This is a genomic window from Terasakiella sp. 4MB5A, from assembly GCF_050058155.1.
Classification (GTDB): domain Bacteria; phylum Pseudomonadota; class Alphaproteobacteria; order Rhodospirillales; family Terasakiellaceae; genus Terasakiella; species Terasakiella halodenitrificans.
Map to the genome: position 1 here is coordinate 3,002,341 of NZ_CP188815.1, position 24,259 is coordinate 3,026,599.

At 48.2% G+C, this 24,259-nt stretch carries 23 protein-coding genes; 7 read left to right on the forward strand and 16 right to left on the reverse strand.

Features of this window, described 5'->3' with window-relative positions; all coding sequences use genetic code 11:
* Window positions 1–4 precede the first annotated feature (4 nt).
* Together ACI0FF_RS14170 and ACI0FF_RS14175 are read right to left on the reverse strand one after the other, a co-directional pair.
* On the reverse strand, window positions 5–1,393 hold the full coding sequence (locus ACI0FF_RS14170; RefSeq protein WP_419797441.1) for an NAD(P)/FAD-dependent oxidoreductase: 1,389 nt from the start codon (window positions 1,391–1,393) through the stop codon (window positions 5–7).
* Between the two features lie 43 nt (window positions 1,394–1,436).
* Complete coding sequence (locus ACI0FF_RS14175; protein WP_419797442.1) at window positions 1,437–1,832, reverse strand: nuclear transport factor 2 family protein; 396 nt, start codon at window positions 1,830–1,832, stop codon at window positions 1,437–1,439.
* 267 nt (window positions 1,833–2,099) lie between these two features.
* On the opposite strand from ACI0FF_RS14175, the gene thiC reads away from it, so the two are divergent.
* Both thiC and ACI0FF_RS14185 read left to right on the forward strand, forming a co-directional pair.
* On the forward strand, window positions 2,100–3,899 hold the full coding sequence (gene thiC / locus ACI0FF_RS14180) for a phosphomethylpyrimidine synthase ThiC (protein ID WP_419797443.1): 1,800 nt from the start codon (window positions 2,100–2,102) through the stop codon (window positions 3,897–3,899).
* A gap of 196 nt (window positions 3,900–4,095) precedes the next feature.
* A complete protein-coding gene (locus ACI0FF_RS14185) occupies window positions 4,096–4,332 on the forward strand; it encodes a DUF1127 domain-containing protein (protein ID WP_419797444.1) in 237 nt (78 codons plus the stop codon).
* A 117-nt stretch (window positions 4,333–4,449) separates the two neighbouring features.
* On the opposite strand, the gene ACI0FF_RS14190 is transcribed toward ACI0FF_RS14185, so the two are convergent.
* Window positions 4,450–5,649: an MFS transporter gene (locus ACI0FF_RS14190; protein ID WP_419797445.1), complete on the reverse strand. Its 1,200-nt coding sequence runs from the start codon at window positions 5,647–5,649 to the stop codon at window positions 4,450–4,452.
* Window positions 5,650–5,725: 76 nt separating this feature from the next.
* Between ACI0FF_RS14190 and ACI0FF_RS14195 the strand changes: the two genes are divergently transcribed.
* Window positions 5,726–6,553, forward strand: a complete 828-nt coding sequence (locus ACI0FF_RS14195) for an AraC family transcriptional regulator (protein WP_419797446.1) — start codon at window positions 5,726–5,728, stop codon at window positions 6,551–6,553.
* Here the strand turns inward: ACI0FF_RS14195 and ACI0FF_RS14200 are convergent.
* From ACI0FF_RS14200 to flgB, 10 genes are all read right to left on the reverse strand, one after another.
* Window positions 6,550–7,122, reverse strand: a complete 573-nt coding sequence (locus tag ACI0FF_RS14200) for an NnrU family protein (protein WP_419797447.1) — start codon at window positions 7,120–7,122, stop codon at window positions 6,550–6,552. The genes ACI0FF_RS14195 and ACI0FF_RS14200 overlap by 4 nt on opposite strands.
* 29 nt (window positions 7,123–7,151) lie before the next feature.
* Window positions 7,152–9,791, reverse strand: a complete 2,640-nt coding sequence (gene alaS, locus ACI0FF_RS14205) for an alanine--tRNA ligase (RefSeq protein ID WP_419797448.1) — start codon at window positions 9,789–9,791, stop codon at window positions 7,152–7,154.
* A gap of 208 nt (window positions 9,792–9,999) precedes the next feature.
* Window positions 10,000–11,073 (reverse strand): recombinase RecA, encoded by a 1,074-nt coding sequence (gene recA, locus ACI0FF_RS14210; protein ID WP_419797449.1) that lies wholly within the window; start codon window positions 11,071–11,073, stop codon window positions 10,000–10,002.
* A 211-nt stretch (window positions 11,074–11,284) separates the two neighbouring features.
* Window positions 11,285–13,774 carry a PAS domain-containing protein gene (locus ACI0FF_RS14215; protein WP_419797450.1) on the reverse strand — a complete coding sequence of 830 codons (2,490 nt, stop codon included), beginning with the start codon at window positions 13,772–13,774 and terminating at the stop codon, window positions 11,285–11,287.
* Window positions 13,774–14,841, reverse strand: coding sequence for a flagellar biosynthesis protein FlhB (flhB, locus tag ACI0FF_RS14220; protein ID WP_419797451.1), 1,068 nt, complete (start codon window positions 14,839–14,841; stop codon window positions 13,774–13,776). Before flhB ends, ACI0FF_RS14215 begins: the two co-directional genes overlap by 1 nt.
* A 19-nt stretch (window positions 14,842–14,860) precedes the next feature.
* Window positions 14,861–15,622, reverse strand: a complete 762-nt coding sequence (locus ACI0FF_RS14225) for a flagellar biosynthetic protein FliR (RefSeq protein WP_419797452.1) — start codon at window positions 15,620–15,622, stop codon at window positions 14,861–14,863.
* Window positions 15,623–15,634: 12 nt separating this feature from the next.
* Window positions 15,635–15,901, reverse strand: coding sequence for a flagellar biosynthesis protein FliQ (gene fliQ / locus ACI0FF_RS14230; protein WP_419797453.1), 267 nt, complete (start codon window positions 15,899–15,901; stop codon window positions 15,635–15,637).
* A gap of 13 nt (window positions 15,902–15,914) precedes the next feature.
* The gene (fliE, locus tag ACI0FF_RS14235; protein WP_419797454.1) at window positions 15,915–16,232 is read right to left on the reverse strand and encodes a flagellar hook-basal body complex protein FliE; all 318 of its coding nucleotides are present in this window, start codon (window positions 16,230–16,232) and stop codon (window positions 15,915–15,917) included.
* A 125-nt stretch (window positions 16,233–16,357) separates the two neighbouring features.
* Window positions 16,358–16,771, reverse strand: a complete 414-nt coding sequence (gene flgC / locus ACI0FF_RS14240; protein WP_188661799.1) for a flagellar basal body rod protein FlgC — start codon at window positions 16,769–16,771, stop codon at window positions 16,358–16,360.
* Between the two features lie 52 nt (window positions 16,772–16,823).
* Window positions 16,824–17,225: a flagellar basal body rod protein FlgB gene (flgB, locus tag ACI0FF_RS14245; RefSeq protein WP_188661797.1), complete on the reverse strand. Its 402-nt coding sequence runs from the start codon at window positions 17,223–17,225 to the stop codon at window positions 16,824–16,826.
* Between the two features lie 230 nt (window positions 17,226–17,455).
* On the opposite strand from flgB, the gene ACI0FF_RS14250 reads away from it, so the two are divergent.
* Genes ACI0FF_RS14250 through fliP form a run of 4 tightly spaced genes read left to right on the forward strand, consistent with a single transcriptional unit; the run spans window position 17,456 to window position 19,310 of the window.
* The gene (locus tag ACI0FF_RS14250) at window positions 17,456–17,827 is read left to right on the forward strand and encodes an EscU/YscU/HrcU family type III secretion system export apparatus switch protein (RefSeq protein WP_419797455.1); all 372 of its coding nucleotides are present in this window, start codon (window positions 17,456–17,458) and stop codon (window positions 17,825–17,827) included.
* Entirely contained in the window at window positions 17,820–18,152 is a 333-nt protein-coding gene (locus tag ACI0FF_RS14255; protein ID WP_419797456.1) for a hypothetical protein, read from the forward strand. The genes ACI0FF_RS14250 and ACI0FF_RS14255 overlap by 8 nt, the downstream gene beginning before the upstream one ends.
* A 25-nt stretch (window positions 18,153–18,177) precedes the next feature.
* Window positions 18,178–18,522 carry a FliO/MopB family protein gene (locus tag ACI0FF_RS14260; protein ID WP_419797457.1) on the forward strand — a complete coding sequence of 115 codons (345 nt, stop codon included), beginning with the start codon at window positions 18,178–18,180 and terminating at the stop codon, window positions 18,520–18,522.
* Complete coding sequence (gene fliP / locus ACI0FF_RS14265) at window positions 18,519–19,310, forward strand: flagellar type III secretion system pore protein FliP (RefSeq protein ID WP_419797458.1); 792 nt, start codon at window positions 18,519–18,521, stop codon at window positions 19,308–19,310. Before ACI0FF_RS14260 ends, fliP begins: the two co-directional genes overlap by 4 nt.
* A gap of 66 nt (window positions 19,311–19,376) precedes the next feature.
* Here fliP and speE read toward each other — a convergent pair whose 3' ends face one another.
* The 3 genes from speE to ACI0FF_RS14280 form a co-directional block, all read right to left on the reverse strand.
* Window positions 19,377–20,222 (reverse strand): polyamine aminopropyltransferase, encoded by an 846-nt coding sequence (gene speE / locus ACI0FF_RS14270; RefSeq protein WP_419797459.1) that lies wholly within the window; start codon window positions 20,220–20,222, stop codon window positions 19,377–19,379.
* Window positions 20,219–20,707 carry an adenosylmethionine decarboxylase gene (gene speD / locus ACI0FF_RS14275; protein ID WP_419797460.1) on the reverse strand — a complete coding sequence of 163 codons (489 nt, stop codon included), beginning with the start codon at window positions 20,705–20,707 and terminating at the stop codon, window positions 20,219–20,221. Before speD ends, speE begins: the two co-directional genes overlap by 4 nt.
* 178 nt (window positions 20,708–20,885) lie before the next feature.
* Complete coding sequence (locus ACI0FF_RS14280; protein ID WP_419797461.1) at window positions 20,886–24,251, reverse strand: hypothetical protein; 3,366 nt, start codon at window positions 24,249–24,251, stop codon at window positions 20,886–20,888.
* Window positions 24,252–24,259: the final 8 nt, after the last annotated feature.

Consider the following 24,259-nt stretch of genomic DNA (forward strand, 5'->3'; position numbering starts at 1 on the left):
TTATCTATAGATAGTTGTCGCGCAGGCCATACCAGACATAGAGCATACGTTGACCGATCCGACGGAACGGGGCAAAAACTTCATAGGGCAGCGGACTGTTATATATCGGCAACTCTTTCGGGATCGGCTTCCCTGCCACAAGCTGCGCCATACGCCGCCCGGCATGGGCGGACGACATCACACCATTCCCGCCATATCCAAGCGCATAGAAAATCTGTTCCTGCGCATTGGGTTGGAAAATTCGTGGCATCATATCGTGACTGACATCCACCCAGCCCCACCAGGAATAATCGATATCAATCCCTTTTAAGGCCGGGAACTTGGCATCTTTTCCGGCGACTAACCTTTCAAAATGTTTACGGTTTCCCGCATCCGCCCCGGTAATGGCGCTCCGGCTACCGATTTGCAAACGTTGATCCGGCAACAGACGGTAATAATGACGCAAAGTCCGGGTATCGGTCATAATGATGTTCGACCTAAATCCACATGCTTCAACTTCCGCATCACTCAGCTTACGCGTCACCATATTATTGGACATGATCGGCATAAAACGGTTTTTCAGGGATTTATGCAGGGTTTGCGTTGTATAGCCCCCCGTTGCAACCGCAACAGCACGGGCACGCACAATCCCACCCGGCGTTCTTAAGTGATGAACCCCGTTAATGGTTTCCCATCCTTCAACCGGGCTGGAAGTATGGATTTTCGCCCCCAACGCACGGGCCTTGCGATGATAACCATAAGCGACCTTAACAGGTTGCACACCAATCCCGGTTGGTTCCAGCATGGCCCCGTGACCGTTGGCTTCTTTGACCCAATCAGCATGCAGTTCTTCCTTGCTGACCATGCGCGATTTATAGCCGAAGGTCTTGTTCATCAATTCGACCTCAGCCTCCAACGTCTTTAAGACCTTGGGACGATGGGCAACATAAAGGTGACCGGCATTAACCGCATCACAATCAATATCTTTGATTAATTCTTCGAAGGTTTCAAACCCTTCTTCAATGTCTTTATGTAACTTCAGCGCCGTTTCCAAACCCCATTGTTTAATCCATTGGGACCGTTTTAGACGACCGGAATTATTCTGTGCCTGTCCACCGTTACGACTGGTACAACCCCAACTGACCTGATTGGCTTCCAGAACATGGGCCTTGATCCCGTGTTCCTGCGCCAAAAAGACCGCACAGGCCAACCCAGTAAAACCAGACCCGATAATGGCAACATCTACATCCATGTCCTGTGTCACCGGCCCATCATCCTGCGGGGCATCACCGCCGTGTGCCACCCAGTATGTCGGGGCATAATCCTGATTATGACCGGGTGTACGCTGAACCAACGGATCAAAACTGGGGTCGTATGCATCTACGGCTTTTTTTATTGTCACATGCTTATTCATAAGCGCCTCCCTATAAGGAAATCTGTGATGTACGACGTTTTAATTACTTACTGCTCAACAAGGGGCGGTCTTTACGAAACGCACGCTTGGACGCAATTTTGCCATCACGGAAGGTAAAAAGATCCACACCTTCAGCCTCAATGCGCGATCCATCATCCTTGGTCCCCTTAAAGACCCATTCCGAAATTCCACGATCACCAGAGGCAAAATGGACGCAATCAGCCCATTCCACATCTTTAAAGGTGGCAAACACACCGCGAAACGCATCACCAACAGCTTGCTGTCCTGTAAAACGTGCCCCAAAGACTTCCGGTCCACCGGCGGCATCAAAGACCACATCATCTGTCATATGCATCATCACACCATCGGCATCATGGCGGTTGAACGCATCGAATACGGCGGCCAATGTTTCGGCGTTTGCTTGGTTTTCTTTTGTCATTACGTTTCCTTCCAAACTTTGTTTGGCACCAAAAGGTGCAATTCAACTTGTTCAGAGCCGCATCAGGGATAGTTCTCATTCGCGCTTTTCGCTCTGTTGGGTTTTACGTTACGTGGAACTATCCCATCCCGGTAGCGCCAGTCCATTTCTACCAATAGGACCAGCCAAACCAGTTTGACCGGACCGATAAGTCCAGTTCCAATCCGGCCCTCCTATCGATTAATTTTTATGTATGATGCCAACAGTTCGTTTGATTGGAGTACCAACATGAAAGACAATTCCCCCCTTAACATCACGACCGGCCCCTTGCCGGGATCTGAGAAAGTATTTTTTGGTTCTGACACGATGGAGGACGTCACGGTCGCCATGCGTTGTATCCACCTTGAAGGCGGCGAACAACCGGTTGTGACCTATGATACATCCGGCCCCTATAGTGATCCGAACGCGACCATTGATATCAACGTGGGCCTGCCCAAATTGCGCCGCCAGTGGATTCTGGATCGCGGCGATGTGGTTGAATATGAGGGCCGCGACGTCAAACCCGAAGACAACGGCCTGTTAAAAGAAGACGAGCAGCCCGGCGTGGAACCGTTTGTGCGCGGTGATTTAAAACCGTTACGTTCCAAAGACGGAACAGCTGTCACCCAACTGGCCTATGCCCGTCGCGGTATGGTCACACCAGAAATGGAATATGTCGCCATTCGGGAAAACGAAGCCCGCAAGGAAGCTTACCTGCGCGATGGCGAGCCTTTTGGTGCGGAAATTCCCGATGTCTGCACCGGTGAATTTGTCCGTTCTGAAATCGCACGCGGTCGGGCGGTTCTCGTGTCCAACGTCAACCATCCGGAACTGGAACCGATGATCATCGGGCGCAACTTCCTGACCAAGATCAACGCCAATATCGGCAACTCTGCCGTGACCTCGTCTGTGGCTGAAGAAGTCGACAAAATGGTCTGGGCGACCCGTTGGGGGGCCGACACAGTCATGGACCTGTCCACCGGGACCGACATTCATAATATCCGCGAATGGATTATCCGCAATTCCCCGGTGCCGATCGGAACCGTGCCGATCTATCAGGCGCTTGAAAAATGCCGCGGGATTGCCGAAGACCTGACTTGGGAAATTTTCCGCGATACCTTGATTGAACAGGCCGAACAAGGCGTATCTTACTGGACCATCCATGCCGGTCTTTTGCTGGAACATGTGCCGTTAACCGTCAACCGTGTCACCGGGATTGTGTCGCGTGGCGGGTCTATCATGGCGAAATGGTGTTTGCATTATCATAAGCAAAACTTCCTGTGGGATCATTTTGACGATATCTGCGAGATTGCCAAACAATATGATGTGGCGATTTCATTGGGTGATGGTTTGCGCCCCGGTTCCATTGCGGATGCCAATGACGAAGCCCAATTTGCTGAACTGCGTGCGCTTGGCGTTTTGCAGAAGAAATGCATGGAACACGACGTTCAGTGCTTTATCGAAGGCCCCGGCCATGTGCCCATGCATAAGATCAAGGAAAATATGGACCTGCAACTCGAAGTCTGTGACGAGGCCCCGTTCTATACACTCGGTCCGCTTGTCACAGATATTGCGGCGGGCCATGATCATCTGGCTTCTGCGATCGGGGCAGCGATGATCGGCTGGTACGGTTGCGCGATGTTATGTTACGTCACCCCGAAAGAACATTTGGGCCTGCCCAACCGCGATGACGTGAAAGAAGGCGTCATGGCTTATAAGGTTGCGGCCCATGCGGCCGATCTGGCCAAGGGGCACCCCGGTGCGCGTCTACGCGATGATGCGATGAGCAAGGCGCGGTTTGAATTTCGTTGGCGCGATCAGTTCCATTTGGCGCTTGATTCGGAAAAGTCATTGGAATTCCATGACGAAACCCTGCCGGCGGAAGGTGCCAAGATTGCGCATTTTTGTTCTATGTGCGGGCCGAAGTTCTGCTCCATGCGCATCAGCCATGAAGTAAAGGCAGAGGCGCAGAAAGGCATGGCGGAAATGTCGGAAAAATTCAAAAAAGAAGGCGGCGAGATCTATAAAAAAATCGATGCTGCTGAATAATCCTAAAAATTGAAATGAACACAAACAAAAAGGGAGGCATTTGCCTCCCTTTCTTGCGTTCTGCCATATAGTTTAGAAAGATTATGAGCTATGCATTTTTTGTAAATCTCACCTGCAAAAACAATAATTGTTGTCCGCATCAAGCAGGCGTAAAGAGGGCGCAAATATCGTACAACCCTTTAGAGAGACAAACACCATGTCCTTACCTTACCCGATTACTTCTTACGCCAGCCACCATGTTGACCTAACCGGTGGTGCGTTGGACAAATTCGAAAACTTCATCATCGCCAAGACAACAAATGTTGTTTCATCTGTTCGTACATATAATGCGCTGAACAAACTGAGCGAACGTGAACTGCGAGACATTGGCCTGACACGCGCCGACATTCTGCCTATTTCAAAGACAGCCCTGTCTGGCACACGTGCAGCTTAATAAACAAAAACCTATGACCACATCGACCATAAGGGGCCGTAAACCAATTTTGAGTTTACGGCCCCTTATGACTAAAAAGATCAATGACTCTTTCATCTCGTAAGACTTCCATAAATCTTACTCTGCGGGCTCAACGATTGGTGTAGCGCGTTTCCATGAAACCTCCAGACCGGGTTCTGGATTATCAGGGATTAAGCGTGATAAAATCAATGATAAAGCCGCCAATCCTGCCCCCGTTAAGAAGACCGCCGCAGGTGAAGCTATCCATAACAAGCCATAAAGAGCCGGCAAAACCACAGCAGCAATATGATTGATGGTAAAGGAAACCCCTGCCGTCGGTGCAATATCTTTTGGGTCCGCAATCTTTTGGAAATAGGTTTTGATCGCAATCGCCATCGAAAACAACAAATGATCCACCACATAAAGAACCACGGCCACCCACGGGCTTTCAACAAAAGCATAACCGACAAAAACCAGAATCAAACCGACATATTCCAAGCCCAACGAGCTTTTTTCACCCAATCGCCCAATCAACTTGCCGATGCGTGGGGCAAAAAACATATTCATCACCCCGTTTACCAAAAATAAAATGGAAATAGCTGCCGCATCAAAGCCAAACTTTTCCACCATTAAAAAACCTGCAAAAACAACAAAGATTTGACGGCGTGCGCCACTCATAAAGGTCAGCGCATAAAACAGCCAATAACGTTTGCGTAAAATGATCTTCTTATGCTGTTCGACACCTTGATTGAACTGTGGAAAGGCCCACCAACAGAACAGGGCTAAAACCACACAGGCCCCGCCGCCCAATACATAGACCACTTCCATTTCTACCTTCAACATATCCAGCATGGCCCACACCAGACCAAAAGCAATCAACGAGGCAAAAGAGCGCACCGCAATCACCTTACCCATCTTGTGCGCGGCTGTTTTTTTATCAAACCATTGCAAAGACAGTGACTGATTGACCGTTTCATAATAATGAAACCCGATAGACATCAAAACCGTTGTTGCATAAAGCCCGATTTCAGACGGGAAAAAACCTGTAATCGCCGTCCCGATACCAAGAAAAACAAGGGAAATCACACCCAGTGTCTGTTCGCGCATCATTAATAACAAGAACACCGCCGTAAAAGCCAGAAAGCCCGGAATTTCGCGCAAAGATTGGAGAATACCAATTTCAACACCGCTGAAATTCGCACGTTCAATCACAAAGTTATTCAACAAAGCCTGCCAGACACCAAAAGCCAACGCCATTGCAATCGCCATGACGTAAAGCAGATTTTCCGCTTTTTTCCATGTTTGAGGGGAAGACATTACAGAGACCTTATTCTTTATTCGTTACCAACTTTCATACTTTATAATGAAGCTAAAGTGTCGTATATAGGCGTTTATGACAAAAAACATCGCAAAAAAGACACCTGTTTTTGGCCTTCGCCCCTTCCTCACACATGATGGTGTGGAAATTGATGATTTCGACAAACTCCCGCGTGAGGTCAATTTAAAGGAAGTCCTGAGGCTCCCCGACCATGAAATCCATCCCCATCAACACATCTGGGGACAACTTCTTTATGCTTCACAAGGGGTGATGCAGGTCATGGCCCAAGGACATATATGGGTTATTCCGCCACAGCGCGCCGTCTGGATTCCGCCCAATGTGGAACATGCCATCAAAGTCATCCATAAGGTTCGCCTGCGCAATGTCTACATTTCCCCCAATGTCATGCAAGGTTTACCCGCCCATTGCCAAGTCATGCATATCAGTCCGCTTTTGCGCGAAATTATTGCTGAAGCCGTTCGTTTCCCTCCCCTATACGACACCGATGGACCGGAAGGGCGTTTAATGCGCGTGTTGTTAGATTGCCTGAAAGCAACCCCGTCTACCCCGTTACAATTACCGGTTCCGGACCAAGGAATGATAAAAACCATCGCAGACTTTTTAAAAGAAAATCCCGATGATGACAAAACACTGGAAGATTGGGCACAGAATCTAGGCACAACATCACGTAGCTTGGCGCGCAATTTTAAAAAACAAACGGACATGACCTTCGGTCAATGGCGCCAACAGGCACGCTTGTTAGAGGCCCTCAGTCGGCTGGCCGATCAACAGCCCATCGCCCATATCGCGCAGGATTTGGGCTATTCATCACAAAGCGCCTTTAGTGCCATGTTTAAAAAGGCACTCGGTGTCACACCTGGGCAATATTTTAAAACCGATTAGCGCTTAACGGTTAAGTCCACACCGGACAGATATTCATGTCCCAGTACAGCAGCTATAAACACACAGACACCAACGGCAAAAACAATGACGCCCTTATGGGGTAACTGCTTATCCGGCACCTGAAACGCACCGTCACGCCGGTTGGTTAAAACGATTGTTGCGATGGCCCATAAGGCCAAGCCGCCAAACAAGACAACCGCGCGTAAATCCCCATTCATCAAGGTATGCGCGACCGCCCACAGGCTAAACCCCGTCAATTGCGGGTGACGGACTGTACGTGAAAAATTGGATTTCAATTTTGATGCCGCCATCAGGATAAACCCTGCCAGAATCAGCAGCAAACACGGTGCCACGACGATGTCGTAAATATCGTATAAAACCGTCACGCTTTCAATTGAGCGCCAGCCAACCACCATCAGGGCGACACTTGCTAAAATAACAAGCGCGAACAGTCCTTTATAAGGCAATTCACCGACTTTTTGTATCAGGCTTTGACGAAAATCAGGCGCAACGACGGGAACGAAATGAACGCCGCTCCAGACAATTAGACCGAGAAGGATCAGTTCCATCGTTACGCCTCTTTTATAATAAACTCACTTTAACCGGCGAGTGCAGCTTCAATCGCAGCCAGTGCAACATTTGCTTTTGTGCCATCTGGGCCACCGGCTTGTGCCATATCCGCACGCCCGCCGCCCCCTTTTCCGCCTAAAGCTTCCGATCCGATGCGGACCAGATCAACGGCACTGTGTGTGTCTTTCACGTCATCAGTTACACCAACAACAATGGAGGCTTTACCTTCATTAATCGCAATAGCCACACAGACACCGGAACCGACTTGATTTTTCATTTCATCAACCATCGACTTCAGCTCTTTACCCGGGATATCTTCTAGAACCTTCCCCAGATATTTAAGACCATTCACGTCTTTAATGTCCGCTGCACCACCGCTTGCACCGCCTGTTGCCAGTTTTTTGCGCAAATCGGAAATTTCACGTTCCATTTTTTTGCGTTCTTCCAACAAGGCTTCCACACGCCCGGGCACATTTGCCGGTGTTGCTTTCAACAAGGCTGCAGCTTGATTTAGACGTTCTTCCTGTTCAGCCAAATAGGAGACGGCAGCTGCCCCGGTCAAGGCTTCAATCCGACGAACACCAGCCGCAACGGCACCTTCGCTCACAACTTTAAATAAGCCAATATCACCGGTCCGCTTAACGTGCGTTCCGCCACATAGTTCCACAGAGAAGTTTTTATTCTTGTCGGTCCCCATCGTCACCACGCGGACCTCGTCACCATACTTTTCGCCAAACAGCGCCATTGCACCTTGTTCAATGGCTTCATCCGGCGTCATCAAACGGGTCACAACTTCGGTGTTCACGCGAATTTGTTCATTCACACGTGCTTCGACATCCGCCATTTCCGCAGCGCTTAATCCTTTGGGGTGCGCGATATCAAAACGCAAGCGTTCTTCGGCCACCAAAGACCCTTTTTGCGTCACATGCTCGCCCAAACGTTCCTGCAAAGCCTTGTGCAAAAGGTGAGTGGCTGAGTGGTTTGAGCGTACAGCACCGCGTCGAACCGGATCGACAGTCGCATGAACATCTTCACCAAGCGTAATGGAACAGCCTTTGACCTTGCCCAGATGAATATGTAAATCGCCCAATTTTTTGGCGGTATCACGTACTTCAATCGTTGCTGTATCTCCGACACGTAACAGGCCGCTATCACCCACCTGACCACCAGATTCCCCATAAAACGGGGTCTGATTTAAAACGACGGCAACGTCAGTACCGGGTTCAGCCCGCTTGACCATTTGTCCATCTTGAATAATAGCAACAATCTGGCCTTCTGCCTCTTCCGTTTCATAACCGAGGAAATCCGTCGCCCCAACCTTATCACGGACATCAAACCAGACGCTTTCATCAGCGGCTTCACCAGAACCCGCCCAGTTTTTGCGCGCTTCTTCGCGTTGTTTAGACATGGCGGCATCAAAGCCGTCCATATCCACATTAATCCCTTTGGATTTCAAGGCATCCTGCGTCAAATCGACCGGGAAACCGTATGTGTCATAAAGCTTGAAGGCCACATCACCAGCCAGTTCATCCCCTTCACAAAGCGTTTCCGTTTCCGCATCCAGCAAAGACAAACCACGATCCAGCAACTTTTTAAAACGGGCTTCTTCCAGTTCCAATGTTTCCGTGATTAAAGCTTCCGCACGCAAAAGTTCGGGGAAGGCTTGTCCCATCAAACCGGTCAGGGTCGGGACCAATTTATGCATCAATGGATCTTTCGCCCCGATAATATGCGCATGACGCATGGCACGGCGCATAATTCGGCGCAAAACATATCCACGGCCTTCATTAGACGGTAAAACACCATCGGCCAACAGGAAAGAACAAGAACGCAGATGATCGGCGATGACGCGGTGTGACGTGTTAAAGTCACCATCCGGGTCCGTCGACGTTTTATCTGCAGAAGCCTCAATCAGTTTACGCAGCAAATCCACGTTATAGTTATCATGCGTGCCTTGTAAAACCGCAGCAATACGTTCCAGCCCCATGCCGGTATCAATAGACGGTTTTGGCAATTCCAATCGATCTTCAAGGGTCTGCTCATACTGCATGAAGACCAAGTTCCAGATTTCGATAAAACGATCACCGTCTTCTTCCGGTGAACCCGGAGGCCCGCCCCAGATGTGATCGCCATGATCATAAAAAATTTCGGAACAAGGGCCACAGGGTCCTGTATCCCCCATTGCCCAGAAATTATCAGAGGTCGGGATACGGATGATTTTTTCATCCGGCAAGCCTGCAATTTTTTTCCAAAGATCAAACGCTTCATCATCTTCATGATAGACGGTGACCAGCAATTTATCTTTCGGCAGGCCAAATTCCTTGGTGATCAAATTCCACGCAAGTTCAATCGCCATATCTTTGAAATAGTCGCCGAAGGAGAAATTCCCCAACATTTCAAAGAATGTATGGTGACGTGCTGTAAAGCCGACATTTTCAAGATCGTTATGTTTCCCGCCGGCGCGCACACATTTTTGCGATGTGGTCGCACGGCTGTAATCACGGTGTTCCAGACCTGTAAATACGTTTTTAAACTGAACCATCCCCGCATTTGTAAACATCAATGTGGGGTCGTTTCGCGGAACCAAAGGCGAAGAGTCCACAATCTCGTGACCATTCTTACCAAAATATTCCAAAAACGTTTTACGAATATCATTCGCGCTTTGCATGGGCTTCACTTCGTTTGTTTATCACGTCAAGAAGGTAGGTTTTACCTTGCCTTTTGGTTCATGTCTAGCGGAAGTCCCCAACCTCGCCTGAAATATTCTTTCAGACGCAGACGCCACCTCCCCGCTCTACAGGAAGGTGGCGCTTGGGTGACACCTTTTTTCAATTCCTTTCCTCATAAGAAAAGCATTTGAAAAACATTTTATCTATTTAATCGTCTTCTGCTGCAACTGCGGCATCACCAGTGGTCATCGCACCGGAAATCAAACCGGCATTTTCACGAATAGCCCGTTCGATTTCTTGGGCGATGGTTTCATTCTCACGCAGGAATTGCTTGGCATTTTCACGGCCCTGTCCAACGCGTGTGGAATTATACGAGAACCAGGAACCTGATTTTTCAACAACACCGGCCTTGACCCCAAGATCCAACAGTTCCCCCATTTTGGAAACGCCTTCACCGTACATAATATCAAATTCAACGGTACGGAATGGTGGCGCCATCTTGTTTTTGACCACTTTAACCCGCGTCTGGTTTCCGACGACTTCGTCACGGTCCTTGATTTGACCAATCCGGCGGATTTCCAAACGGATGGAAGAATAAAACTTCAACGCGTTCCCACCGGTTGTGGTTTCAGGATTGCCGAACATCACACCGATTTTCATACGAATTTGGTTGATAAAAATCACCAAGGTGTTGGAGCGCGACACAGAAGAGGTTAGCTTACGCAAAGCCTGAGACATTAACCGGGCCTGAAGACCCACATGGGTATCCCCCATTTCGCCTTCAAGTTCAGCACGCGGAACAAGGGCAGCCACACTATCAACGATCAAGACATCCACAGCCCCACTGCGCACCAAGGTATCGGTAATTTCAAGAGCCTGTTCCCCGGCATCCGGTTGCGAGATCAACAGTTCATCGACATTACATCCCAATTTCTGGGCATAAACCGGATCCAGCGCATGTTCAGCATCCACAAATGCACACGTGCCCCCCATTTTCTGGGCTTCCGCAACCACATGCAAGGCAAGTGTGGTTTTACCAGAACTTTCCGGTCCATAGATTTCCACAACACGACCGCGCGGCATCCCACCGATCCCGAGACCGATATCCAGTCCAAGAGACCCTGTTGAAATAACGTCCGTATCCACCGCGTTTTCGCGCTGGCCCAGTTTCATAATAGAACCTTTACCGAACGAGCGTTCAATCTGCGCGACTGCCGCTTCCAATGCCTTATTTTTATCCATCGTATCCTTATCCACAAGCTTGAGTGCCGTTTGAGACATATCTATGCTCCCTTATTCCACAAGTAACAGGGCCGTTGCAATTCATTTAAAAGTACATGAAATGTTCTCATTAACAAGAACATTTGTGAACATATTGATTTTAAATGATTTTACAAACTATGTTCTCTTAAAGTTCTAACAGAATCGCAAATATCAGAACGAATCGCTCCGGTATTATGCGGTATTATGCGGTATTATGTAGCAAACACCTCTAAGCTTCACCGAGAACTTCTTTGACTTTATAGGCGAGGTCTTTGAGTTTGAAGGGTTTGGGCAGGAAATGGATGGTCGGGTCATTTTCGATCCCGTCGGGGATTACGTCTTCGGCATATCCTGACATGAAAATGACCTTCATATCCGGTTGGCTTGTCCGAACGAGTTCAACGAGGTCCGGGCCCTTCATGCCGGGCATAACCACATCAGTAATAATCAAGTCGATCTTATTGGCTTGAGATTTAAAGATATCCCACGCTATATCGCCACTGGACGCTTCAATCACGTCATATCCCTTGGCGCTGAGGGCACGCGCGCCAAACAGGCGAACCGGGTCTTCATCTTCCACCAACAAGATGGTTGCGGTCCCGGTCAAATCGGCATGATCAAACAGGTCCGGCTGTTTTTTCTCAACTTTTTTCGCCCCAACTTCTTCTTCCACAGCCGGGAAGTAAATTGAGAAGGTCGTGCCCTTGCCAACCACACTATCGACAAAGATATAGCCATCGGTTTGGCGGACAATCCCGTAAACAGTCGACAGCCCCAGACCCGTCCCTTTATCCACATCCTTGGTCGTAAAGAAAGGTTCAAAAATTTTCGTCAAGTTTTCCGGTGCAATCCCGCAACCAGTATCGGAAACTTCGATACAAACGTACGAGCCCGGCGGCATAATATCATGGGCTTGTTCCACAGGTTCATGAACTGTGGCATTATTGGTACGGATCATGACTTCGCCGTCGCCATTCATCGCATGCCCGGCATTCACCGCCAAATTGACAATAACTTGTTCCAACTGCCCCGTATCTACACGAATTTGTTTGAGGTCGCGCCCGTGATCAATCCGCAAGACAACCGTTTCCCCCAACGAACGGTTCAGCATAGCCGAAAGATCGGAAATAACTTCTGAGATATCCACAATTTTGGGGCGCAAAGTTTGCTTGCGTGAGAAAGCAAGCAGTTGACGCACCAAGTCTGTTGCCCGGTTTCCGCTTTGATAAATTTGTTGCAGTTCCTGATGATCCGGGTCGCCCTTGGGATGGCGTTCCAGCAAAATTTCACAAAAGCCCGTCAACGCAGTCAAAACGTTATTAAAGTCATGGGCAACGCCACCAGCCAACTGCCCAATTGCCTGCATTTTTTGCGCTTGTGTAAATTGTAGTTCCAGATCCCGTTGTTCAGTCGCATCAATAAAATGCAAGACAAGGCCGCTGATTTGCCCGGTTTCATCTTCCATGTGGCCTGCAAAAACGCTGACGGTCAGCATACGCGCACGTGCTGTCGGCATTTGCACATCAAAGCGCACCGCAGCCATTGTCCCCATCGCGACTTTGCCAAGCTGTCGACTGGCATCATCGTGATATTCCGATTTAATCTGATCAAAAAGCGAGCGACCGACAATCGCATCCTGATGTCGACCCAGCATTTTTAAAAAGGCGCGGTTGCAATCCACCACGTTGCGTTCCAGATCCAGAACGGCAATCCCGACGGGTGCTTCCTTAAACAACCAGCGCACACGCGGATCATAACCGAGCGAAGCTTTACTTGAACTCCGTTCCGGTCTTGGCTGGGCAATTTGTCCTTGTTCAATACCATCACGCAACACAAGGCAACGGTTATGTACAAAATTCCCCTGTTCGTCATAGAGTTCCGTTTGGCGCACATAAACATCAAAGGGACGACCATCTGCGCCTTTCAAGCTCATCACCCCATTCGGGCCATCCCGTAAATCCAGAACAAAGTCTGCCAAGCCCAATCCGGTTGCGCGCACCATTTCAGGGGATACCCCCAACCAGTCGCCCAAAGTTTGGTTCACAAAACGAAAGCGCCCCTGCTGATCAGAACTGAAAAAACCCACCGGCAAATTATCGAGAAAATCAAACATCTGGCGAAATTCTTTGCGTTGGGCCGTTTCCATTTCGCGCCGTGCGCTGACATCACGTACCAACCATAACGTAAAGCCCGCAGGTTTGCCCAACGGTGCAACTGAAATGCGACGCCATTCACGGGTACCATCCCTTAAGCGGATCGGGACTTCACAATAGTCACCAACCCCATTGCGCGCATTGCCACGCAGACGTTTAAATTCCGCCTGCGCATCTTCCCCCTCCAGCAAATCCACCATACCTGTAATCTCAGGTTTCCCCGGCATCACCGGCATCAGTCGTTTAAAACCGGGATTGGCATAGACGGTCGAGCCATCCCGCGCTGTGATTAAACGGGCCTCGGGTAAAACATCAATGGCCTGGCGCAGCAAATCACCAAAGGCTCCAGCATTTCCAGCCGAGCCCACCGCCCAACCGAGCATGCCCACACAGCCAGTCCCAATGACCAAGCTGACATATGTCATCATACTGTCTGCTTGAAGTAAAAAATGGTTAATTGTCATCACCAAAAACGCGACCCATCCCACCACGGCCCAGCTAATGGGTTGGCGGATAACACGCTTTAATCGACGACGTAGTCGCATGGAAAAAGACAACGGCAGCATCAATTCATCTGCCCCTTCAGACGCATGACATAACCAATAACTTCGGCGACAGCGGCATAATGTTCCGCCGGGATTTCTTCGTCAATTTCAACAGACGCATAAAGCGCACGTGCCAAAGGAGGGTTTTCAACGATCGGCACGTCATGTTCTTCGGCAACTTCACGAATACGAAAAGCAAGATTATCCATGCCCTTCGCCACCAATTTAGGGGCCCCCATTAATTCCTGTTTATATTCCAGTGCACAAGCGTAATGGGTCGGGTTCGTCACAATCACATCCGCTGCCGGGACCGCTGTCATCATGCGTTGGCGCGCCCGTTCCATCCGCAGTTGACGAATTTTTGCTTTAATCTGCGGATCCCCTTCTGATTGCTTATGTTCATCCTTAACTTCTTGTTTCGTCATCCGCATTTGCTTCATGAAAGTATAACGTTGATAGGCAAAATCCAGCCCGGCAATCAACGTCATTAAAGCGGTAACCGAAATCAGAATGTAAACAGCAACATCATACATTAAGGATAAAAGGGCAAAGATATCGTGTTCGGGTAACAGTTCTACATTCATGTAAATCGGTAAAACAACCAAAAAGGCCGCACCACCGACCAACGTCATTTTAAAAATGGTTTTAATCAGTTCGACCACAGACCGCATCGATGCAATCTTTTTCATCCCTTTCTTTAACGAAAGGTTGGATAGTTTGGGTTGTAATTTTTTAGGGGCCCAAATAAGGCCTGTTTGGAACACGCCTGACATAACAGCCGTTATCATAAAAACAAACAGCAGCGGTAAAACGCGCAACCCCATATCGCCGACCAATCGTTCAAACATCACACCTAAAGAATTACGATCAAGGGATAATTGATACCCATCGCGCCAAAAGTAAACAATCGGCTCAACAACACTTTTTGCAAAGATAGGCCCTAAAAACAGCACAAAAATAGCTGCGGCAAAAAAGGACGCCCAGCTTTTAATCTCCTGAGATTGCGAAACCTGACCTTCGTCGCGTGCCTTCGAAAGCTTTTTATCCGTCGGTTCTTCCGTTTTTGAAGCGTCGTCTTCTTCAGCCATGCGATCCTCTCAATGGCTCTTACGGTTCTAAAAAACCGATAAGGCCTTTTTGATAATACTGTAAGAATACCATCATAATGGCTGAAATCGTAAACATAAGCATAACAATCGTCACCATAATCTGTGCAGGCATCGCAACGAAATAAATTTGGAATTGCGGGTTTAATCGACTAATCAAGCCCATAGCAAGCTGAAACCCAAACGATAACAAGATAAAAGGAGCCGCCAGTTCAACACCAATTTTAAAAGAACCTGCCACTGTTCGCGACATAAATTCCGCAAAATCACCAATCGGCGGCAACTGACCGGGCACAAACAATGTATAACTATCAACCACCGCAGATAACATCAAGTGATGCAGATCGGTGACAAAAATAGTGACCATCGCAAGGTTCACAAAAAAAGTTGAAATAACTGAACTTTGCGATTGAGAAACCGCATCAAAAGAAAAGGCGTTAGACAGCGACGCAACAAAAGCAATAATCATCCCCAGAACTTGCATCGCGCTCAACATAATCATCATCAACGCCCCAAAGAAAAAACCAATTAAGATTTCTCCCCCCAATAACATAAGCAGTTCCAGCGGATGAATAGGAAAGGGTGGAAAATTATTGGAAACAACGGGCACAAGTATTAGCGCCAACATTAAAGCAAACATAAGCCGGATGCGTGTTGATACAAAACTCGCGCTGATCCCGGGCATAACAATAAACGCGCCGCTCATACGCGCAAAAATCAATCCGAAATGAAAAATATTAAAAGTAAAGATGTCGCTTAACATAAAAAACGCCCTTTACCCAAGGGCGATGATCTTGTCGAAAATTTCTTCCCCAAAATCCATCATGTGATTAATCATATAGGGTAACATCAACACCAACGCGATAAAGATCACAATAATTTTAGGAACAAAAACAAGCGTCATTTCCTGAATGGACGTTAAGGCCTGAAACAATGCAATCAACAGACCGATAACCAAACCAGCCATCAAGACAGGACCACCTGTAATCAGGATCACCCAAAATGCCTGACGCCCAATTTCTATAACCCCAATTTCGTTCATCTCGTCAAATCGCTTAAATCGGCATTTTAATGATTTCTTGATAAGCCTGGATCACCTTATCACGCACAGTGGTTACCGCTTGCAAGGTGACTTCTGCTTCAGCCACAGCCGTCACAACTTCGTTCACATCCGCTTGCCCCGCCGCAGCTTTCAAAGACATGACTTCACTTTTGTAACCGATATCGGCCGCTTCGCGGACTGCCTGCTTCAACAAATCCGAAAAGTCTTCACCACCGGCTTCTTTCGTCTCATTCAACGATGGAAGCTTATTGATTGTGTCCGCTTGGCGGGCATAGGCAGCCGCCGCAGATGCCATCATATTGTCAGCCATTTACCTTTGTCCTTTTCCAAACCTAGAGCAAATCCCAAGCAGGTTGACTTAAACCTGCGACGACGTATTTGCGTTCAACCCATGAGTTAGAGCATTTCAAGTGAGCTAAGGCAAACTCAAATGCTCTAACGCAAAATACCGATGCTTTGTTGCAGCATCTTTTTACTGGCCTTAATCGTATTCACGTTCGCTTCATAGGAACGTTGCGCCTCACGCATATCCATCATTTCGATCAACGAGCTGACATTGGGGCGTAAAACATATCCGTTCTCATCCGCTGCCGGATGTGCCGGATCAAAAAATTTCTTAAAATTCGCCTTACTGTCTTCCTTGACCTTATGAACGTGTACAAGGTTCACGTCCATCTCTTTATCAAGCTCGTTTTTAAACAGAATTTTTTTGCGACGATAAGGGATTTCACCCGGTTTCGTTGGCAAGGAATCCGCGTTGGCAACGTTTTCAGAAATAACACGCAACCGTGCGCCCTGTACTTTCATACCAGCCGTAGAAATCCGCATACTTTTAAAAAGGTCATCCATAGTGAACCTCTATACCTCTTTGACTCTCATCCAACAGAAAAACAAAAACAACCTACTGCTTGCCTAAGGCAATTTTAAAAAGCCGCATATTCTTTTTATAAACTTCCGTGGTCAGTTCGTGATCGACTTGCGACTCCGACATTTTGGTCATCTGTTCTTCCAGAACAACCTGGTTGCCGTTAATCGTCGATTCATAAGGCTTGGGATCATCCACCGCATATTCACGCATACGTGCAGGTTCCGTCCCGATATGTTTCGAGTCGGTTCCAACCGGGCTGACGTGCATCGCCTGACGCCGCATCAAATCTTTAAAATTGAACGGCTTCAAATCCTTGGCGATATATTTAGGCGTATCCGCATTAGCAATATTTTCTGCCAATACTTCCTGCCTGTTACCAATGTAGTCCATTCGCTTTTTTAAAACAGCGAACAACGACATTTTGCCTAAGTCCATTTCGAACTCCTAACCTGAATTGTGCCCTCGACCTCCCAAGAACAAAAATCAGTACATCGTCAAATCGTGCCCATTATTTTATACCCACGGGCACAGTTCTACTATGCAATACCCATATTAACAAATAGTAAAGCCTTATGTCAGCCTTTTTATTCAAACACTTGCCTTAAGGTTTTTTAAAACAGTTTGAAATAGGATACTCTCGTCAGAAACCACCATTGGATCCCGACGTGAACGAGCCCAAAAACAAACCTGCAAAACCCTTTAACCCCAACCAGATTGCGGTTGCGCTTTCCTATGAAGGTGTTGAAGGCAAAGCACCGGAAATTGTGGCTTCCGGGCGCGGAGCTGTTGCTGAACAAATTTTACAAATCGCCTTTGATGAGGGCGTTAAAGTACGTGAAGATGCCGATCTTGCGCAAATCCTCAGCCTCTTAGATGTGGGCCGTGAGATCCCGGTCGAGGCGTTCAGTGCCGTTGCAGAAATTCTGACATATGTTTATCAAGCCAATCGTCAACCAATGCCCGGCATTGACGTTCCCCTTGGAAAACCTCAAGATAAACCCACTTCAACTCAAAAACCGAAAAAACGTAATGACTGAAACGGTGCGTGATATTAAAAATAAGATTGAACAAATCCTCTCTTTTATTAAGGCAGCGGAACGTTTGATCTATGACGGAAAAATGGTAGATATCGCAGCACTTCAAGGCCACATCACCCACCTGTGTCAGGATCTCCAAATGTGTCCGCAGGCGGAGGCGCGCAGTTATCTTACAGACCTGAACACCTTATTTGAGGCAGTGGAACGTCTGGAAAAAGATATCACCCTTCAACATGACGCATTAACAGAACGCTTGAAGTTCACAGGCGGACGTGTCAATCCTCTTATGGCGCAAGAAATCAATGACGACGACAATGAAACATAAGATAGACAAGGCACAGACATAAACGATGGAAATTTCCGATTATTTGCGATTTGTGTTCGCATTGGCCTTTGTTATCTCGCTCATCGGCATTCTGGCCTTTATTGCCAAACGTTATGGGATGGGCTATCGCAATGTTCCTAGAACAGCGAAGAAACGTCTGGGCATTTCTGAAATCATGCCGATAGACGGTAAACGCCGCCTCGTCCTTGTAAAACGTGACGAACGCGAACACCTTCTGCTTATCGGCGGCACAACCGATCTGGTTGTTGAAACAAACATCATGGCAGACGACTTAAAATTCAGCGAACATCTTGCTGCAACTTCACACATCACAAACGAGAACACGATGGATGAAGGGGACCCGCAATGACCAAAAAACAAATTTTGAAACTCTCCTTAAGCGGCAGCCTTTTCTTTGGCCTCAGCTTTATGATTTTAGCAGTCTTCAATTCCGATGTTCTTGCCCAAAGCTTCACCCTTGATTTTGGCGACCCGAATGTCGGCGGTCCTGAAAGTACCACATCGCGAATCATTCAGTTAATCGCCCTGACAACCGTTCTGTCACTGGCCCCCAGCATCCTGATCATGGTGACCTCCTTCACGCGCCTGATTATTGTTTTTGGTTTTCTTCGAACCGCAATGGGGACCCAGCAGGCCCCGCCCAACCAGGTAATGGTTTCTCTTGCGCTTTTCTTAACCTTTTTCATCATGATGCCCACCTTTGATGCCGCCTATCAACAAGGGATCAAACCCTATATGGATGGCGACCTCGAAGAAATCACCGCATTCGAAAAAACGGTCCTGCCTTTCCAACGTTTTATGATGCAACATGTGCGCAGCAAGGATTTGGACCTGTTTATGGGGATTGCCCAAGAAGACATAAATGTCAAAGCCGATGATGTTCCCTTAAAAGCGTTGGTTCCCGCCTTTATGATTTCTGAGATCCGCCGCGCCTTTGAAATTGGTTTCCTGTTGTTTATCCCCTTTCTGGTCATTGATATGATCGTTGCATCCGTGCTGATGTCTATGGGGATGATGATGTTACCACCGGTTATTATCGCCCTGCCCTTTAAGATCATCTTCTTCGTGCTAGTCGATGGCTGGTATATGCTGGTCGGGTCCTTGGTGAAAAGTTTCGGCACCGGCATATTGGAATGAAAAAAGCGGCCCTTCATCACAATGAAAGGCCGCTTTTTTAAAAATACAATTCTCTGAAACTTTATTTTATTTCAGTAGCTTTTCGATATAACGCGGTAAAGAAAAAGCCCCAACATGTACACCCGGTGTATAATAATTGGTTTCAAAACCAGCTTGTTCAAAACGCGACTGAATATCCGCAACAGACTGTTGACGCTTGTTCACATCATCCGTTGCCCATGCCAAGGTCATAAAACCACCGATATAGGTCGGCACAGCCACCACATAAAAAGACATATCTTTAAAATGAGGGGCCATACGGCCTTGTGTCGTCGTTACCTCGTCTTCTTGGAAGAACGGCACACCATTTTGCGTCACAAGGATACCGCCTTCTGTCAGGCAATCATGACAATCCTTGTAGAATTCACTGGTGAAGAGAACTTCCCCCGGCCCAATCGGGTCGGTTGAATCGACAATAACCACATCGAAACGGTCTTGCGTTTCTTTGACAAATTTCAAGCCGTCCGCGATGATCAGATTACAGCGCGGATCATCGAATGCACCGTCACTATGTTCCGGGAAATATTTTTTAGACATTTCCACCACAGAGGCATCAATTTCCACCATCGTGCATTCGATGTCTTTATGACGCAGAACTTCACGCAACACGCCACCATCACCACCACCGATGATTAAGACCTTTTTGACATTTCCATGAGCGAAAATCGGCACATGAGAGATCATCTCGTGATACACAAATTCATCACGGTCTGTTGTCTGGGTTACCCCATCCAACAACATGACACGACCAAAAAAATCGTTCTCGAAAATCACAAGGTCTTGGTGTTCTGTCTTTTCTTCAAACAGAACTTCCGTTGCACTAAAGCGTTGCTGATAGAACGGATAGAGCGTTTCGCCAATCCAGCGGCTCATACGTCCTTGCCTCGCAGTTGCTCGTCCACGTCAATACGGTTCGGGCTGAAAGCATCCTGTAAGAACGGAATTGCCTTATGCGGATCACAATCGCCACACATAAACACATCAAGCGCCGCAAAAGACGCTTCCGGCCATGTATGAATCGAAATATGAGACTCAGCCAAAACCAAAACGCCGGACACGCCACCGTTGGGTTCAAAGTGATGCAAGTGGCAATGCAAAATTGTTGCACCGGCCTCATCAGCACCCGCACGCAAGGTACGTTCGATCAAATTAATATCATCCAACTTGCTGGCACCCCACAAATCGATCAGCAGGTGAGTTCCTGCGTAGCGGATGCCATTGCGTTCGATGAAATAGTCTTTGTTGTTTTCAATCACAGCAAAGCCGGATTGTTGACCAACATTTTCGCGGATCTGGGTCTCGCCCGGTACTTGTACCGAGTCCATCCCCAGTTCGGCAAGAGCAGCAGTCTTTGCCATTCCAAACCCTTTCCAAACCAGTAGATAGATGATCCGCAAAAACTTATATGCGGATAAGGACGCAGTGTTTGCCTGAGATTAGAGGCAAACACAAGTTAAATTTTCAACTTTATTTATTTTTTTCGAAACAGCGTTGCTTTTACGTTTTTTCAGAGACAACATCTGCCAAGTCATTGGATCAATTGATAGCACTGAGTTGCCCTGCTTTCAGCCGTTCCTGATATTGCGCCATAAAGCTGGAGAAGTTTTCTGCCGGTTTCACCAATTGGGTAATTGTACGTGGATCCAGCATCCCTGCATTTTCACGCGAGGCAATCAGACGGAAAGCATCACGTAGAGTCGTCTGTTCCATCGCCGCACCGTAATCCGCACGGATACGCGCAACCCCACGCTCATTCGCACCCAACGTATAAGCGACCGCCAAATTCAAAATTAAACGGGCTTGTTCCTCATCCAATGGCTTGGCACGACGTGCGCCTTTTGCCAAAGCAAGGCGTTTAATCGTCACAGCCGAGTTGCGCCAATCTGATGCATTCCAATAAACTTCTGAGCGCAAAATATCAGCAGCAACCGTTTCATCTTCGGCATCATCCAACAATTTCAATGCCTGATCCGTTTCCCCCATATCAATGAGGGCACGCGCTTCCAAATGACGACGTTGAACGATCTCTTCCGCAGTCATGGACGGTTGCGCACTTTTCTTAAGCGCCCGTATGGCACGTTTTGGGTTGCCTGCCGCCAAATACACCACTGTCAAACGCGTGCCGACTTGCGCTTTTTGCTGTCCGCTTAAACGGAACTGAACCTGATTTTCCAATAACTCTGCCGCTTCACGCAGCAAATCTACGGCTGCCAGACGATCAGCCAACTTGCGGATCATCTCGTCACCTTTTTCCCCGGCGGGCGTCAATTCGCGGAATTCATCATAAAGAGCAATAGCGGTCACCGGCGGTAACTCATCCGCCTTACTTTCAAGGTATAACTCTTCAAAGATACGGATCATTTCCTGCGTCACGGCTTCTGCCTGTGGATGTTCACGGAAATAGGTTGCCGCTTGGCGTAATGTGCGCAGGCCGTCCCGATAATTTCCGGTTTGAACATACAAATCGCCTAACCGTCGCAACAACTTGAATTCAAAATCATCCCCACGCCATGCAAAACGCAGTTTCTCCAATGCCTCAATCAACTGTTTGGCATCAATCCGTTCGTTTTTATATAACAACTCGGACTTGGACAGGGCTGCGCGTGCCCGTGACGGACGGTGATTACCATTTTCAACCTGCTCATACGTCACGACAGCTCCGTCAGGATCACCGCTGATTTCTTTCGTGCGTCCGCGCAGATATTTTACCGCATCAACTTGACGATTATTCAATTGTTCTGATTCAAGAACTTCAAGGTAAGATTCAGCCTGACGAACATCTCCGCTCGACAAGGCCGCTTCCGTCAATAACAAAGCAAGCGGGAATTTAAGACGGGGCGGATAATTTCGGATCACACCACCCAAACGTTTCAAAGCAAATGCACTTTCGCTGAAATCCCCCCCAGCAGCCGTCACCGCCGCTTGCCAGAACGCCCCTTCATCCTTGGCGGCAACTTCATCACCTTCAAGATCTTTTGCCGCATCATTCAAGCGCCCCATCACATAACTTGCGACACCACGCATAGCTCTAAATTCAGGGTCCTTTTCTTTTTCAGGATCCGATTTTGCCATAACATTCAGCACACCCAAAGCTTCCGGTCCCATTGCATGGGCAAGATAATATTGCGCTAATTTCGTGCGGGCAATATCTCGACGCGGACCTTTCAGGCCGGCAACCGCTTTTTCAAGATCCTGACGGTTGACACGGTACCCCTCCATATCGCCGATTTTCCATTTATCAAAATCGAACAGACGACTGACACCGCGCAATCCGCCCAGCTTTGCCTGTGCCACAGCCTTTTTACCTGTATCAGATAATTTCAAGCTGGAGGTAGACGTCATTTCAATACCGGATTTCAACGTGCGAATACGTAGATCATCACTGAACGGTCGATAAACCGCGCCTTGCGCACTTGCCAGCAATTCAAACTGCGGATAATTACGCGCTGTATTCACACCATGTCCCAATGGGATTACCGGAACGACAACCAGGTTATCTCCAATTGCCGGGTCCTGAACAGGTACCGGCAAACCGCCTTCTTGCACAGACATAAACAGGCGCGATCCTGCCGGTGAATGAGGTTGTGGTTGAACTTCAATTTCTTGCGATGCCAACAACGGCAATTTACCAAAATCAAACACCCATGCCAAACCTTCCCGCTTGGGGCGTGGATTAAATCCTTCGGCTGTTACCATACGTAAAACAGTCGCCCGGGGAATAGCAATTTGTTCAATCTGTGTAATCGCCCCATTCCCCGCCGTTTTCAACGCATTCAAATCTTGCTGGGTCTGTTTGTCAAACACCAGCCACACAGCTCCACCACGACGAAATGCGGCGGCTGCGACCGGTTCGCCAAACTCAAACCGTAAAGAAAATGCTGCGGCCAAAGCAGATGTGCCATCCGTTGTCGGTTCATCCAATTCTTGTGGGGCTGCGACTTTTTCCACCGGTGCTGCGCGCGGTGTGGGCGCCTCTGCGGGTGCCTCAACAACCGGTTCTTCAACAGGTGCGGGATTGAGGGCTGCTTGTGGTTTTACGGGTTCTGGTGCGGGGGACTGGGTCGGCGCTGGCGCTTTTGCCACTTGGATTTCTTCTGTTGTCGGGGCTTGAGGCTTGTTGGCCAAATTATCACGATAGACATCAACGACAACTTTTGTTCCGACATAAAAATCTTTAATCCGTGCTCCCGTTGTTACGTCCAACTCAATATTATTGCCATTTTGGCGAATGCCGCGTACCTGCCCTGTCAATCCGCGCTTGGCACGTGACAGATCATATTTCGCAGGTGCATTGAACTGTACGACAGCCTTTCCCTGATAATCCCCAATCGTATAGCCGACCTTTTGCGCCCAATCGAATACAATCCGGGTATAGGTCCCTTTTTCACCTTTGCGCACACGGATGGACGGCCCATTCGCCGGAACGACAGAAGGTTGCGTTTGAACTGGGGTCGCTTGTACGGGCATAGGTGCCGGGGTCGATGGGCGAGGCGCAGGCGCGCTTGCTTGTTTTGGAGTTGATTGCGCGGGTGCAGGTTCGCCCAAAACGTCAACAACCAAATAACTGCCTGTATAGAAGTGACGCAAGCCATAATCACCCGTCAACTTGATGGCAATATTACGTCCACCATTAGACGGTGTCACATTTGAAATATATTTCTTCAAGTTTTGGCGAACTTCGTTGTAAGACGTTTCGGCAGGTTCACCGAAACTTAGATTCAAAACGCCATTCTCAATATCAGCTTCATAGCGAACCGGTAAAGACCATTTAAAAACAATACGTCCATAACCGGGATGCGCTCCGGCACGCACAGCAATACGTTCGGCCCAGACTTGTCCGCTAAGGGCAAATATGCCGATCATAAACGCCATAATGGCTATGAGTGAGCGCCCTTGTCTCAAAATGCCGT

Bases quoted from the DNA above. Each gene is read 5' to 3' on its own strand.
- ACI0FF_RS14170 (WP_419797441.1), bottom strand. From the start codon at position 1,393: ATGAATAAGCATGTGACAATAAAAAAAGCCGTAGATGCATACGACCCC.
- ACI0FF_RS14175 (WP_419797442.1), bottom strand. From the start codon at position 1,832: ATGACAAAAGAAAACCAAGCAAACGCCGAAACATTGGCCGCCGTATTC.
- thiC (WP_419797443.1), top strand. From the start codon at position 2,100: ATGAAAGACAATTCCCCCCTTAACATCACGACCGGCCCCTTGCCGGGA.
- ACI0FF_RS14185 (WP_419797444.1), top strand. From the start codon at position 4,096: ATGTCCTTACCTTACCCGATTACTTCTTACGCCAGCCACCATGTTGAC.
- ACI0FF_RS14190 (WP_419797445.1), bottom strand. From the start codon at position 5,649: ATGTCTTCCCCTCAAACATGGAAAAAAGCGGAAAATCTGCTTTACGTC.
- ACI0FF_RS14195 (WP_419797446.1), top strand. From the start codon at position 5,726: ATGACAAAAAACATCGCAAAAAAGACACCTGTTTTTGGCCTTCGCCCC.
- ACI0FF_RS14200 (WP_419797447.1), bottom strand. From the start codon at position 7,122: ATGGAACTGATCCTTCTCGGTCTAATTGTCTGGAGCGGCGTTCATTTC.
- alaS (WP_419797448.1), bottom strand. From the start codon at position 9,791: ATGCAAAGCGCGAATGATATTCGTAAAACGTTTTTGGAATATTTTGGT.
- recA (WP_419797449.1), bottom strand. From the start codon at position 11,073: ATGTCTCAAACGGCACTCAAGCTTGTGGATAAGGATACGATGGATAAA.
- ACI0FF_RS14215 (WP_419797450.1), bottom strand. From the start codon at position 13,774: ATGCTGCCGTTGTCTTTTTCCATGCGACTACGTCGTCGATTAAAGCGT.
- flhB (WP_419797451.1), bottom strand. From the start codon at position 14,841: ATGGCTGAAGAAGACGACGCTTCAAAAACGGAAGAACCGACGGATAAA.
- ACI0FF_RS14225 (WP_419797452.1), bottom strand. From the start codon at position 15,622: ATGTTAAGCGACATCTTTACTTTTAATATTTTTCATTTCGGATTGATT.
- fliQ (WP_419797453.1), bottom strand. From the start codon at position 15,901: ATGAACGAAATTGGGGTTATAGAAATTGGGCGTCAGGCATTTTGGGTG.
- fliE (WP_419797454.1), bottom strand. From the start codon at position 16,232: ATGGCTGACAATATGATGGCATCTGCGGCGGCTGCCTATGCCCGCCAA.
- flgC (WP_188661799.1), bottom strand. From the start codon at position 16,771: ATGGATGACCTTTTTAAAAGTATGCGGATTTCTACGGCTGGTATGAAA.
- flgB (WP_188661797.1), bottom strand. From the start codon at position 17,225: ATGGACTTAGGCAAAATGTCGTTGTTCGCTGTTTTAAAAAAGCGAATG.
- ACI0FF_RS14255 (WP_419797456.1), top strand. From the start codon at position 17,820: ATGACTGAAACGGTGCGTGATATTAAAAATAAGATTGAACAAATCCTC.
- ACI0FF_RS14260 (WP_419797457.1), top strand. From the start codon at position 18,178: ATGGAAATTTCCGATTATTTGCGATTTGTGTTCGCATTGGCCTTTGTT.
- fliP (WP_419797458.1), top strand. From the start codon at position 18,519: ATGACCAAAAAACAAATTTTGAAACTCTCCTTAAGCGGCAGCCTTTTC.
- speE (WP_419797459.1), bottom strand. From the start codon at position 20,222: ATGAGCCGCTGGATTGGCGAAACGCTCTATCCGTTCTATCAGCAACGC.
- speD (WP_419797460.1), bottom strand. From the start codon at position 20,707: ATGGCAAAGACTGCTGCTCTTGCCGAACTGGGGATGGACTCGGTACAA.